Genomic DNA, 13,006 nt, shown 5'->3' with positions numbered 1-13,006 from the left:
ATCGGTATTTTCAGCCCATTGACTAGGAGTAGAACCGAATAAAGCAGTTGCAATTCCCGGATCACCCATCCTCGCCGCAAGGGTCATTAAACTTCGTATAGAAACTACCGTATTGTAACCAATACTGTTTTAACCCATGATTGGGGGTATGTAAGCTTGCCTTTGCTTGATACAAAATGACCTGTCGATGTTGACCAATCCAAACCCGTCTAGCCGGTTCTACGGAAATCAATGTTCCACCCAGACTAGAGACACATTCTTCAAAGCGTTCTACGGCTGAATATTCTAAACTTTGAAAGATAAAAAAACTACCGGAGCAGATCAAATAGCGATTTCTGATCCAATTTCGCATTTTTTGACAAGCCACTGGGGGTATCACAGCTCTCTCCACTCGGAACTTCTCAACTCTCTAGATCAAAACAAGGGGCTTCAACCCCTTGTTTTTTTGTCTAATCATTGACTACCAGGGCACAGTGGTATAACGCTGATTAAGCGAGTTCTGTAATGCTAACAATCTTACCGCCTGCTCGATGAATTCGCTGGATTTGGGGACTCAATTTTGCCCCAGAAACGACATATCGAGTTGTACTCACACGACGGGGAGCATCAAACTTAGATCCTTTCACCAAAATTTCAAACGTCTTCTCTGTGGCATCTTTGTACCCAACGAGACGACCGCCAGTAGAAGGCAACTTAATTTTAGTGGCTGAGTTGGTGGCCACTTCCTGCACCAACCGGGAAGCCCTAAACGCACTATCTACCCCCGCATTGCCTTGATACAAGGACAAAGTACGGTTATACCCAACCTGTTTTTGTCCGCTCTGACTCTTTGCACCTTGATAGTAGGGAACAATGTTTTCTCCGAATTTTTCTTGATATTCCATACTATCGATGTAGGAATCAATCTCGGCATCATATCCTTGCCCAATACACAGGGAAATATGTTCGGAAATTTCCTTTTGATCCACAGGGGCACGTCCCAATAAATGCTTGAAGTTCAACTCTACAAAGCGGTAGGGAGCGCACGATTCAAAATAACGGCGACGGTAAAAATCAGATTTAGCGACCGCCCGTACAAATTCACGCACTGTAATCTTCCCTTGGGTCAATTGAGATTCAGCCGTAACCAGTCGCTCGCTTTCCATCACATGGGGATTGCCCAACACTTGTTTATAAACAGCACGAATCACCGCTTGCTGTTCATCTAAGCTACTGGTTTTCCAAAGTTCAAGGGGTGCATCTAATACTATACTCATTGAGAATGTCCTAATTTTTTTCAAACTGTTTTCACAAAATTGGGGTTGCCCTTATAGGGGAATAATGCCCCAGGCTGCTAAGGCGACTGCTCCGACTCCTAATGCTAGTAATCCAGCACCACTGAAAGCAATGAGCTTACCCGTTAGACGAATCCAAGCGGGATAAGGAGGCTGTTGCCATGACCAACGATAGTCTGTTTTAGGGGGTTGAAAATAACCCAATTCTTCTAATTTCTGGCGATAATCTTCTCCATAACGAGGCATCCTGGCAATGGGTAAGTTTCCCTGAGAACGTTGGGGCAAAATACGCCGCCGTTGATAGGGAACGGTACGATCGCCAAAATGGGTCAGATATTCTTCGCTATTGAGGAGTTGGTCAATGAACCCATGTAAGCCTTCAGTGGCTAAAACGACTGACCAGGCTAATTTTTCTCGCTCTCCATAAACCTCTCGTCCCAGTACCCGTTGAATACACAGTTCTACAAACCGATAATTATTATTGGGTTCATAGTTATGTATCCGAAAGGTTTCCGAGACCAGCAGCGATCGCATAAAATCACGAACTGTAATTTGACCCGATCTCAACTGAGACTCTAGAGACTTCTGATAGGTGACCGAGAGCAATTGTTGCTCATTAAAAACTTGGCGATAGGCCGCCCAAATTAGTTCATCCATGTCTGTGGATGAAGTCAAGAGTTCAGTGGTATAGAGTCGAGGCTTTTCCGGAGTCGGAATTTCAAATCCCTCCACTCGATGATTTTGACTGGTTGGGGGATATTGAAGTAAGGGAATTGCCATAAGACCTCCTAATGTTATTTCGGGTTAGAGTGAGTAAAAATCCCTAAAGACAGACTAACTCAATGATTCTATTCTAAATCCCTGAGCGATCGCCAATATGCAAGTCTCAGGGCTGGTCTTCACCCTATTTTTGCGATCTGAACTCTCAAGCATGACATTGATCTCAGAGAGATCTGTCTATCATTCTTTGGTTGGAGGAGGCTAGAGACTAACCCAGTGGGCAGCCTCTAGCGAACTGTCTAAATTAACCAACTTCCCATAACTTAGGAATTTAGCAGATGGCAAGTAATTAAAAGAGGGAAGAAACGGTAAAGAAATCGGAAAGATTGCTAAAATTTCGCAGATTTTAACATTTTGTAATACTTGCTCTCGTCAGAGCTGAGGGAATATGCTTAGTTTTCTTGTAAGCTGAAATAAATGAGTCAAGGCAACTGTAACCTATGAGGATTCTTTTAATTGAAGATGACATAAGTCTGGCTGAGACTCTAGCAGAAGCCCTCACCGATCAACTGTATGTTGTGGACATTGCCGCCAATGGAGCCGTCGCGTGGGAATACTTTGACGCTCTTGATTATGACCTGTTGCTCTTGGATGTGATGCTTCCCGATCTTGATGGCATTAGTCTCTGTAAGCAACTGCGTCTTCAAGGTTATCAAATGCCGATTCTAATGATCACAGCCCGTGATACCGTTAGTGACAAAATCGCGGGTTTAGATGCTGGAGCTGATGATTATATTGTCAAACCTGTCGATCTCGGTGAATTATTTGCCAGGGTTCGCGCCCTTTTGCGTCGAGGCAGCGTATCAGCTCCGATTCTAGAGTGGGGAGCCTTGAGGTTTGATCCTAGCACCTATGAAGCCAACTATAGCGATCGCTCCCTACATTTAACCCCCAAAGAATATTCCCTTTTAGAATTATTGATGCGTAATGGTCGTCGGGTGTTGAGTCGTCATATGATGATTGAACATATTTGGTCGCTCAAAGATCCGCCAGAAGAAGATACGATTAAAGTGCATATTCGCAGTTTACGTCAAAAGTTAAAAGCGGCTGGTGCGCCCGAAGATTTTATTGAAACGGTGCATGGTATTGGTTATCGGTTGGGGAAAGTTGAGACCAGTTAAAACTTAACAATGATTCAGGGGTAAAATAACGGTTAAGGTTGTGCCTAAGTCGATCTGACTCTCCACTCTCAGCGTGCCGCCTTGCAATTCTACGCATTTTTTAGTGACCACTAGGCCTAATCCTGTACCGGGAATATTGCCCACATTTTGACCCCGTTGGAAGGGTTCAAACAGGTGTTTTTGATCCTCTGGGGAAATGCCGATACCGCGATCGCTAATGGCAAAGACAATTTGCTGCGGCTCAACGGTTAAAGACAGTTCCACCTCACTGCCAACGGGAGAATATTTAATCGCATTCGACAACAAATTAGAAAGAATCGATCGCAGGAGCTTTTTGTCTAGGTAAACACATGGGTTATGATCATTACTCCGTAATTTCAGGGGATATTGATGACCAGCACTTAACTGAATTTCTTCCAGTAACTGGCGGCAAAACTTCTGTAAATCAAGGGGTTCAGGGTTAAATTCCAGTTTGCCTGCTTCAGCGCGATTAATGGTGAGAATATCATCTAAAAGATGTATTATTTGTTTAATTGCATCCTGTATCCTGCGTAAATTACGGGAGCGTTTGAGGGGATCTTCAGCTTGATGGAGATGGGAGGACTGTTCTAACAATTGGGTCGCTGCTAGAGCCGTACTCAAGGGGGTGCGAAACTCATGGGAAGCCATGGAGAAAAAGCGAGTTTTCAGAGTATGCAATTCTTTTTCCCTCTCTAGAGCCAGTTTCACCTCATTCAGTCGCTTGCGGGCGGTAATATCGCGGGAATTGACCACAATTCTTAGCTCTGGGGAAGTTTCTACACCTCGGCAGCGCTCGGTAACTCCTCCAGGGTCACTCACGGATTGATCTCGATGGGTAACTGCTTCTAAGATCCGCCACGATCCGTCCTGATGTCGGGCGCGAAATTCCATGGGAAGTAGCACATCTTCACTGTCCAGACTATTGAGGGTGTGCTGATAAATTTTCTGGGAGTCATCGGGATGCACGAAGTCAAAAAAGTTTTGACCCATCAGTTGAGTGGGGGAATAACCGAGAACTTTTTCGACGGAAGGACTGGCATAGTCAATGTTTCCTCGGCGATCGAGAAGGGTAATAATATCTAAGGCATTTTCAATCAGGGAACGGAAGCGTTCTTCAGAACGGCGCAGGGCTTCTTCCGTGTGTTTGCGTTCAGTAATATCTCGCTGAATGGAAACCCAATGGGTATATTCATTATGCTTGTTGGCCACTGGAACTAAGCTAAACTCAACCCAAAACTCGGAGCCATCTTGACGATAGTTGATTAATTCCATGGTTAAGGGTTGCCATTGAGCCAAGGACGTTCGCACCTGTTCCAGTTTTTGGCGATCGGTTTTTGGCCCTTGGAGAATACGGGGCGTTTGCCCAATCACTTCTTCTAAGGTATAACCGGTCATGCGGGTAAAGGCATGATTGACGTAGAGAATCCTGGGGCCGGGAGGATCGAGGGGGAAGGCTTCCGTGATTAAAACAGCATCATTCGTATTGACAACGACTGACTGAAGCAGCCGCACTTGTTCGGCTTGCCGTTTTTGTTCGGTAACGTCGGCGACAACGGCAACCATGCCACTAATGTGGTCGTTGCTGTCGCGTAGGGGAGCAGCAGAGAAGACAATATCAATGGGGGAGCCGTCTTTTTTCGAGCGGCGCAGTTCTAAACTGGGGGGAGTGATGCCTTGCAGACAGGCTTGGCGAAGGTTGCGGTAGTCTTCTACGGTTTCTTGGCAGAGGATGGGGTTGGATTGATTGTAAACTTCTGGTTCTGTCCAGCCAAACATTTTTTCTGCGGCTGGGTTCCATAGTTGTACCCGGTCTTGGAGGTCAAGGGTGAAGATGGCACGGGGAGAGGCGGCAATGAGGGACTGTAGGGTGTGGTTAGTGTGCCGGAGGGCGATTTCGGTGCGTTGACGTTCAGCAATTTCTAGGCGCAGGGCGTGGTTAGTGTGGGCGAGTTCTTGGGTGCGTTGCTCGACGCGCTGTTCGAGTTGGGTGTTGAGGTGTTGCAGTTGTTGATAGAGTTCGGATTGGCGGATGGCGATCGCCACTTGGGTGGCGAGTTGTTTCATCAGTTCGATTTCGTGGGGTTGCCATTGTCTGGGTTGGCGACAGTGGTGGGCAATGAGTAAACCCCACAGATGGGGCGTTTGAGGCAGGTTGTCGGGGCTTTCAATGTCGGTTAGGGTTTGGATGATGGGAACGACTAATTTGGCTTTAACGGCGAATTGTTGCACAAATTCGACTAAACAGGATTCAATTTCGGCTTGTTCGATGTTGGCGATCGCCCGAATTTTACCTTCAACGTATGCTTGATGATATTCTTTGGGAAAGACTTCTTCGGGAAAGACTTCGCCTAAAATACGTGGATAATCGGGTAAAACGGTTTCGGTAATGGCGCACCCGGTTCCATCGGCATAAATTTGATAGATTAAGACGCGATCGCACTCTAGAAATTGGCGTACATCGGCAACAGTCGTGGCCAGCACTTCATCCAGATTCAAAGATTGCCGGATATGTTGGGCGATTTCGTTGATTAATCGCTCTCGCTGAGTTTGTTGTCTCAAGCTCAGTTCGGCCCGGCGGCGGCGAACAATTTGTTGATAAACTTGGTAAGTGGCGATCGCCAGCAACACCAGTCCACCTAAAATACTAATACCTGTTACATGCATGGATCGGTAATGGGTGAAGCTGCAAAACCTAGAATATTTCGGAGTGGGAGCGTCTGGCTCCCTAGCTAACGGGTTAAGAAGCGGGCAAGATGCCCGCACTCCCCATTCCCCCATCTCAATAGAACTCTAACAACATCTTCACCTCTTTCTGCAAGTCCCAATCTTTCATCATTTCCCATTCCGCTTGGCGCACGGCTAGATAGGCTTGGGCTAAGGGCGGACTCAGAGCGCTGAGTAATACCTGATTTTCTTGTAAAGCGGTTATGGCTTCTAGAAGGCTTTCCGGTAGCCACTGAATGCCGCGATGTTGGCGTTCCTCTTCTGGCAATGTACCCGGATCGCAATCTACGGGTTGGGGGGGTTCGATCTGGTTGCGGATTCCATCCAAACCGGCGGCAATGATGGCTCCTAGGGCTAAATAGGGGTTGGCAGCCGCATCAATGGTTTTAAACTCAAAATGGCTGGAACCTGTGCCTTCTGGGTTACTTATGACCCGAATGGCGGCTTCTTTATTGTCCAACCCCCAACAGCAAAAGGCTCCGCTCCAGGAATGGGGTTGGAGACGACGGTAGGAGTTGGGGATGGGGTTGGTGATGGCCATGAGGGCGCGATGGTGATGGAGGATACCGCCAATAAACCAGCGAGCGAGATCCGATAATCCCAAGAGTCCGGAGGGGTCGGGCAGTAAATTTTCCCCTTTATGCCATAAACTCAGATGGAGATGAGCGCCACTTCCGGCCTGATCGGGAAAAATTTTGGGTAAAAAAGAAGCAATACGATTATGATAATGGGCGATCGCCTTCACCGTTTCCCGAAACACCACCTGCTGGTCAGCCGCCGCCAATGCCTGAGTATACAACACGGAAATTTCATGTTGTCCCGCACCCGACTCCGGATAATACTGCTCCACTAATACCCCTTGCTCATTGAGAGCCGTGGCAATATCATCAATAATTCGTTGCTGAATATCCATGCCATAGGTCGAACAATAGGGCGCTTGGTCATTGGGAACAATTTCCCCGTTTCCCCTGCGCTCTAATAAATAAAATTCATTTTCAAACGAAGCAATAATTTCTAACCCTTCCAGCTTCGCATCAGCCGCCATATCCCGTAAAAACCGCCGAGGACAAACCGGCCAAGGTTCTCCATCTTTAATCATATTGCCCATGACCCGCGCATGGCTTGGAGTATAGGGTAGAGCCATCAGTGTAGACCAATCGGGAATCAACTGCACCTCTCCCACCGGCCCCAAACCACTGCCAGAGGCTGGCGTACTGCCAATCACCGGCATTCCTTGTTGAGCCATAGACAAGCCTACCCCCTGAGCTTGATAATCCGCTAACATGCCCACATGAACCGCTTTTCCTCGGATCAGATTGCCATTATCGCACCAGAGAATGCGGATAAATTGGACTCCAGCTTTTTTGAGAGATGCTTCAATATCACGATCCATGGCCATTGGGTTCAGAGTTGGGGGCGATCCCGATCATAGAATAAAGAGGGATTGAGAGATGAACCGGAGAAGTCCCTATAGCTTACCCAAACTCTGTTACAATCCGTAAAGAAACTGTTAAGAATATTTAGGACGTTCGATGCGTGTTGCCATTGTTGGGGCAGGTTTAGCTGGCTTATCTACTGCCGTTGAATTGGTTGATGCTGGTCATCAGGTGGAAATTTTTGAATCCCGCGCCTTTGTGGGGGGAAAAGTTGGCAGTTGGGTGGATGCAGACGGCAATCATCTTGAAATGGGATTGCATGTCTTTTTCGGCTGCTATTACAATCTGTTTGAGTTAATGCGTAAGGTAGGGGCGTTTGAGAATCTGCGCTTGAAGGAACATACCCATACGTTTATTAACCGGGGAGGAATGACAGGAGAGTTGGATTTCCGCTTTCCGGTGGGTGCGCCGTTTAATGGGTTGAAGGCTTTTTTCACCACCTCCCAATTGTCAGTTCAGGATAAGGCGATGAATGCGATCGCCCTAGGAACCAGTCCCATTGTACGCGGTTTGGTGGACTTTGAGGGCGCAATGCGGACGATTCGCAACCTGGATTCTATCAGTTTTGCCGATTGGTTCCGCAAGCAGGGCGGCTCGGATGGCTCCCTTAAGCGCATGTGGAACCCCATTGCCTATGCTTTAGGTTTTATCGATACAGAAAATATTTCCGCTCGCTGTATGCTCACCATCTTCCAATTTTTTGCCGCAAAAACGGAAGCGTCGGTGCTGAGAATGTTGGAAGGATCGCCCCATGAATATCTGCATAAACCGATTATTAACTATTTAGAAGAACGGGGCACAAAAATCTATACTCGTCGCCGCGTCAGAGAAATCCAATTTACCGAAACTCAGGGCAAAACTGAGGTGACGGGCATTATGGTTGCCGATGGCGAAAAAGAAGAAACCATTACGGCTGATGTCTATGTTTGTGCCTGTGATGTGCCGGGAATTCAAAAGCTTTTACCCTCAGATTGGCGCAAGTGGCCGGAGTTCGATAATATTTATAAGTTAGATACGGTTCCGGTGGCTACGGTGCAATTGCGCTTTGATGGTTGGGTGACAGAATTGAATGATGAAACGCAACGGAAGCAACTGGAAAAAGCGGCTGGAATTGATAATTTACTCTATACGGCAGATGCTGATTTTTCCTGCTTTGCTGACTTAGCCCTGGCGAGTCCTGGAGATTATTATCGGGAGGGACAAGGATCGCTGTTACAGTTGGTGTTAACGCCTGGCGATCCGTTTATTCGGGAAAGTAATGAGGCGATCGCCAATCATGTGCTAAAACAAGTGCAAGATCTCTTCCCCTCTGCCCGCAATCTCAACATGACCTGGTATTCTGTGGTTAAACTCGCCCAATCTCTCTATCGGGAAGCACCGGGAATGGATCTCTATCGTCCGGCGCAAAAAACCCCCATTCCTAACTTTTTCCTTGCCGGAAGCTATACCCAACAAGATTATATCGATAGCATGGAAGGGGCAACCTTGTCCGGACGACAAGCAGCTCAAGCCATTTTAGGTTAACTTTGCGCCCTTAAAAAGGGCGCAGCTTTGATTACCGAAAATTTGGGTTTAAAGTATCGTAGGGTGGGCAGGAGAATGTCGCCATCTCATCCAAATTTGACAAGCAGACCCTGCCCACCTTACTGCTATAGTTTAAGGGATTGCCCAGACTGGATATCGATCCAAAGAGTCTGTATCTTTACGACAAGCCACTATGGAATTGTGCAAAGCTCTATTCAAGCGCTATGGTAGACTAATCGGGATCGGTGTGGCGATCGCTATACTAACGATCTGCCTCCCTAACTTTTCCCTTCCTGCCTATCCCCAGCTTCCCTCCATCCTCCAAAGAAATCAAGAATCAACGGTTTCCTCCGACGATTCCAAATTAGTCTATGGCACAATTACCTTCAATGGACGCAAACTTTTTGATGTCGCTGCTCGTCCCTCTCTAGCAGAGCAAAACCTTCGGCGCAAAACACCTTTACAGCAGAGAATTAACCGAATTGAAAGCAGACTCCAGCAAATTATCACTACCGGATTTAATCCAGAGAGCCTAAAAATAACGGTAGAAGACTATAAAGGCTATACCGTTTTAATTGCCTCCGATCCTCCCCAGCTTGAACCGATAATCGTTTTAGAAATCACAGAACTCGATAGTGAATTGTATGGGCAACCGATTCCTCGATTAGCAACGCAAGGAAGTATCCTTTTAAAACAAATCCTCATTCAAGGCTATGAAGAACTACAGCCGGCCTATATTAAGCACCAACTAAAAATTTCCCTAGGGATTTTAGGCATAACCCTTTTATTGAGTGCCACTTTACTCTATTTAGAACGATTCATCAAAGCGAAGTTCAAAAGAGAGAGTCAAAACCAGGAATCCGAAGCATCACCTCCCCTAGAAAACTCCGATCCATTAGCCTCCCTAGATCGTGACCTCCATCAAAAGCAAGCCAAAGAATCCTTACGGCTTAAAATTCAAGTGTTACACTGGTTGCAATTACTGGTTGGTTTAGGAGCATTATCCCTGATTTTATGGCGGTTCCCCTGGACTCGTCCTTTAGGCAATTGGCTCTTCGATTTACCCGTCCTGATCATCTTTTTTGTCCTGGTCACTCAGATTGCGATCGAAAGCTCTTTTGTGGGCTTAAATCATCTCTCGCGAATGCTCATTGAACGTCAATCCCACTCAGAGCAAGAATCCTACCGCATGTCCATGCGAGTGAATAGCTTTGCTCCGATTGTCAAAGGGGCGATCGCCTTATCTTTGTTAGGTCTAGGAACTCTCTTAATTTTGAATACCTTGGGCATCCCCCTAGCCCCGATCTTAGGCGGTGCTGGGATTTTGGGGTTTGCGATTTCCTTTGGCTCCCAAACCCTGATTAAAGATACTCTCAACGGATGCCTGATTTTATTTGAAGACCAGTACGCGATCGGCGATTGGATTAGCATTAATGAATTTTTTGGTCGCGTCGAAAACCTTAATTTACGGATTACTAGCCTGCGGACAAAAGAAGGGCGCTTAATCACCCTTCCCAATAGCGAAATTCGAGTCGTTCAAAATTCCTCTAAAGATTGGGCAAGAAAGAAAGTATTTATTTACGTGAGTGCTAAAACCGATGTTGATTATGCCTTGAAACTGCTGGATGATATAGCCCAAAATCTGTGGCACGATCCTGATTGGAACGAGCAAATTATCGAAGCTGAAGTGCGGGGTGTGGATTCCATTGACGCAGGAGGAACTCAAATCGGAGTGCGCTTTGAAACCAAACCTGGAGTCTATCGCTTTGTGATCCGCGAATATCTGCGTCGAGTCAAGAAAACCTTTGATCAACAGGGTTTAGAATTGGGAATGCCCCAACAAGGAATGATTTATCGCCCCGACTCACCCCTCCAGACTTCTTCAACTCCCTCTATTCCCTGGACATCAAAAAATGATCTAGAATATGAACAGGGTTAATTGGCCTAAGTCTGAACAATACACTCATCACTTATGACACCGAACTGCGAGCAAATCATTGCCCAACAAAGAGAATTCTTCCAAACGGGACAACCCAGGAACTTAAACTTTCGGAAATCTCAACTCCAGAAACTCAGAGCAGTTATTGTAGAAAATAAGTCAAAAATTCTGGAGGGCTTGAACCAAGATTTACACAAATGCGAACAGGAAGGATATTACGAGTTAAACCCGATCTCCGAAATTGATTATACCTTAAAACACTTAGATAAATGGGCAAAAATTAAGCGCACTTTCACCTCCCCGGTGATGTGGCCTTCAATTGGAGAAATTCATCCTGAACCCCTAGGTGTGGTACTGATTATTTCCCCTTGGAATTATCCATTTAGTTTAGCCATAAGCCCCTTGGTGGGAGCCATAGCAGCCGGAAATTGTGCTGTAATTAAGCCTTCGGAGATTTCCCCAAAAACTTCGCAAGTTCTAGCGGAAGTTATTGGTAAAAATTTCGATCCCAACTATATTGCGGTGGTGGAAGGGGACGCGGAAGTGAGTCAAGCCCTACTTGCCCAGAAATTCGATCATATATTCTTTACGGGTAGTACCAGAATCGGCAAAATTGTCATGGAAGCGGCGGCGAAACACTTAACGCCTGTGACGTTAGAGTTAGGGGGAAAAAGTCCCTGTATTGTGGATGAAGATTGTGATATCTCTTGCACAGCGCGGCGGATTGTTTGGGGTAAATTTCTGAATGCGGGGCAAATTTGTATTGCTCCCGATTATGTGCTGGTGAATCAAAAGGTGAAAGCCGAGCTGACAGAAGCGATGCTGGCTGAAATCCAATCGTTCTATGGCGAAAATCCGGAAGAAAGCTCTGATTATGCCCGCATTATTAATGAAAAACAGTTTAATTCTCTGGAAAAGTTGCTGCAAGAGGGAAAGATTCTTTGTGGTGGAAAAACGAATCCGGAAACGCGCTATATTGCTCCGACTTTGATTGAGGACGTGACTTGGGATTCCTTGGTGATGCAGGAGGAGATTTTTGGCCCAATTTTACCGATTTTAGAGTATAACCGCCTGGAGGAGGCGATCGCCAAAATCAATGAACGTCCCAAACCCCTCGCCCTCTATCTCTTCTCCCAAGACTCCCAGATCCAGCGCCAAGTGCTAGAACAAGTCTCATCCGGAACCGCAGTCCTCAACGATACCATCTTGCAGGTTAGCGTTCACCAACTGCCCTTTGGGGGAGTTGGACAAAGTGGCATGGGCAGTTATCATGGATTAGCCAGCTTTCAAACCTTTAGCCATTATAAAAGTGTCTTAAGACGCTGGTTTTGGCTGGATCTCAACTTGCGATATCCCCCCTATGGCGACAAACTTCAACTCTTCAAAAAACTGCTTGGATATTAACAGGATTTATGACTCAACCTGAACCCACAACCTACCACGATAATCTGTTCGATCGCCTCTTCATTGCCCTTTTCACCCGCAAAATGGCGGCTGTGGTGGGTAAAGGTAGCTCAAAAAGAGGCTATGAAGGCTTCGTGGAGGTATCCCAGAACATCATGCAGGGGCGCAATGCCTTGGAGCAACAGCAACTGGTAAAAAAGGTCTTAAACTCCCTGATTCCCGCCCCCCTTTTAACCGTTGTGCGTACCTTAACTCGACCGACTCAATGGGTATGTGAAGCCAATGCCTGGTTTGCGACGCTCTTATTTCAATGGTTGGTGGGGCCCTGTGAAACCAAAACCGTAGAAATTATTAGTGAAAATCACACGGCCCGACCACAAAAAAGCGCCGTTCAGATTAAAAAATGTCGCTATTTAGAAAGCAGTGGTTGTGTAGGAATGTGCATTAATATGTGCAAATTGCCGACTCAAGATTTCTTTACCCAACAATTTGGCATTCCCTTAACCATGACTCCCAACTTTGAAGATTTCAGTTGTGAAATGGTGTTTGGACAGTATCCCCAACCCTTAGAAGAAGAAGCGGCCTTCGAGCAACCCTGCTTAACGGAGCATTGTGCTATTTCTTCTGTGAAGCCTGAACCTTGCCCTCGCGTGCGCGATACAACGCTTCGCCCGGTAATGGGGGAATGGGGGGAGTAAACTACTGGATGCCCTGCGCTAACGCTAACGCACCCTACTGGACCGGCAAGCTTAAAATTGGGGGTAAGAGTGTAGGTTGGGTTGA

Annotated in this window: 10 protein-coding genes; 5 read left to right on the top strand and 5 right to left on the bottom strand. The window is 46.6% G+C overall.

The genetic code is table 11. The features are described 5' to 3' along the window. Positions 1-61: 61 nt before the first annotated feature. The 3 genes from PMG25_RS07950 to PMG25_RS07940 form a co-directional block, all read right to left on the bottom strand. Complete coding sequence (locus tag PMG25_RS07950; RefSeq protein WP_347178769.1) at positions 62-379, bottom strand: CpeR family transcriptional regulator; 318 nt, start codon at positions 377-379, stop codon at positions 62-64. Positions 380-488: 109 nt separating this feature from the next. Further along, positions 489-1,256 carry a phycobilisome rod-core linker polypeptide gene (locus PMG25_RS07945; protein WP_283766365.1) on the bottom strand — a complete coding sequence of 256 codons (768 nt, stop codon included), beginning with the start codon at positions 1,254-1,256 and terminating at the stop codon, positions 489-491. A 51-nt stretch (positions 1,257-1,307) separates the two neighbouring features. Continuing rightward, complete coding sequence (locus PMG25_RS07940; RefSeq protein ID WP_283766364.1) at positions 1,308-2,054, bottom strand: phycobilisome rod-core linker polypeptide; 747 nt, start codon at positions 2,052-2,054, stop codon at positions 1,308-1,310. A 440-nt stretch (positions 2,055-2,494) separates the two neighbouring features. Here PMG25_RS07940 and PMG25_RS07935 point away from each other — a divergent pair, with 440 nt between their 5' ends. Further along, entirely contained in the window at positions 2,495-3,175 is a 681-nt protein-coding gene (locus PMG25_RS07935) for a response regulator transcription factor (protein ID WP_283766363.1), read from the top strand. 3 nt (positions 3,176-3,178) lie between these two features. Here PMG25_RS07935 and PMG25_RS07930 read toward each other — a convergent pair whose 3' ends face one another. Continuing rightward, entirely contained in the window at positions 3,179-5,860 is a 2,682-nt protein-coding gene (locus PMG25_RS07930; RefSeq protein WP_283766362.1) for a PAS domain S-box protein, read from the bottom strand. A 115-nt stretch (positions 5,861-5,975) separates the two neighbouring features. After that, positions 5,976-7,313 carry a glutamine synthetase family protein gene (locus PMG25_RS07925; RefSeq protein ID WP_347178770.1) on the bottom strand — a complete coding sequence of 446 codons (1,338 nt, stop codon included), beginning with the start codon at positions 7,311-7,313 and terminating at the stop codon, positions 5,976-5,978. A gap of 139 nt (positions 7,314-7,452) precedes the next feature. On the opposite strand from PMG25_RS07925, the gene zds reads away from it, so the two are divergent. The 4 genes from zds to PMG25_RS07905 all read left to right on the top strand — a co-directional run bounded on the left by zds (position 7,453) and on the right by PMG25_RS07905 (position 12,921). Beyond that, the gene (gene zds / locus PMG25_RS07920) at positions 7,453-8,880 is read left to right on the top strand and encodes a 9,9'-di-cis-zeta-carotene desaturase (protein WP_283766360.1); all 1,428 of its coding nucleotides are present in this window, start codon (positions 7,453-7,455) and stop codon (positions 8,878-8,880) included. 193 nt (positions 8,881-9,073) lie between these two features. After that, positions 9,074-10,819, top strand: a complete 1,746-nt coding sequence (locus PMG25_RS07915) for a mechanosensitive ion channel family protein (RefSeq protein WP_283766359.1) — start codon at positions 9,074-9,076, stop codon at positions 10,817-10,819. A 33-nt stretch (positions 10,820-10,852) separates the two neighbouring features. Further along, positions 10,853-12,223, top strand: coding sequence for an aldehyde dehydrogenase (locus tag PMG25_RS07910; RefSeq protein WP_283766358.1), 1,371 nt, complete (start codon positions 10,853-10,855; stop codon positions 12,221-12,223). Between the two features lie 8 nt (positions 12,224-12,231). Next, positions 12,232-12,921 carry a DUF4033 domain-containing protein gene (locus tag PMG25_RS07905; protein WP_283766357.1) on the top strand — a complete coding sequence of 230 codons (690 nt, stop codon included), beginning with the start codon at positions 12,232-12,234 and terminating at the stop codon, positions 12,919-12,921. Positions 12,922-13,006 lie beyond the last annotated feature (85 nt).

The sequence above is a fragment of the Roseofilum capinflatum BLCC-M114 genome (genome assembly GCF_030068505.1).
Taxonomy (GTDB): domain Bacteria; phylum Cyanobacteriota; class Cyanobacteriia; order Cyanobacteriales; family Desertifilaceae; genus Roseofilum; species Roseofilum capinflatum.
Note: the sequence above shows the minus strand (reverse complement) of the source record. Positions and strands in the feature narration are given on the sequence as shown.

Excerpts from the sequence above, each read along its gene's own strand:
- PMG25_RS07945 (WP_283766365.1), bottom strand. The coding sequence starts at position 1,256 with ATGAGTATAGTATTAGATGCACCCCTTGAACTTTGGAAAACCAGTAGC.
- PMG25_RS07940 (WP_283766364.1), bottom strand. The coding sequence starts at position 2,054 with ATGGCAATTCCCTTACTTCAATATCCCCCAACCAGTCAAAATCATCGA.
- PMG25_RS07935 (WP_283766363.1), top strand. The coding sequence starts at position 2,495 with ATGAGGATTCTTTTAATTGAAGATGACATAAGTCTGGCTGAGACTCTA.
- PMG25_RS07930 (WP_283766362.1), bottom strand. The coding sequence starts at position 5,860 with ATGCATGTAACAGGTATTAGTATTTTAGGTGGACTGGTGTTGCTGGCG.
- PMG25_RS07925 (WP_347178770.1), bottom strand. The coding sequence starts at position 7,313 with ATGGATCGTGATATTGAAGCATCTCTCAAAAAAGCTGGAGTCCAATTT.
- zds (WP_283766360.1), top strand. The coding sequence starts at position 7,453 with ATGCGTGTTGCCATTGTTGGGGCAGGTTTAGCTGGCTTATCTACTGCC.
- PMG25_RS07915 (WP_283766359.1), top strand. The coding sequence starts at position 9,074 with ATGGAATTGTGCAAAGCTCTATTCAAGCGCTATGGTAGACTAATCGGG.
- PMG25_RS07910 (WP_283766358.1), top strand. The coding sequence starts at position 10,853 with ATGACACCGAACTGCGAGCAAATCATTGCCCAACAAAGAGAATTCTTC.
- PMG25_RS07905 (WP_283766357.1), top strand. The coding sequence starts at position 12,232 with ATGACTCAACCTGAACCCACAACCTACCACGATAATCTGTTCGATCGC.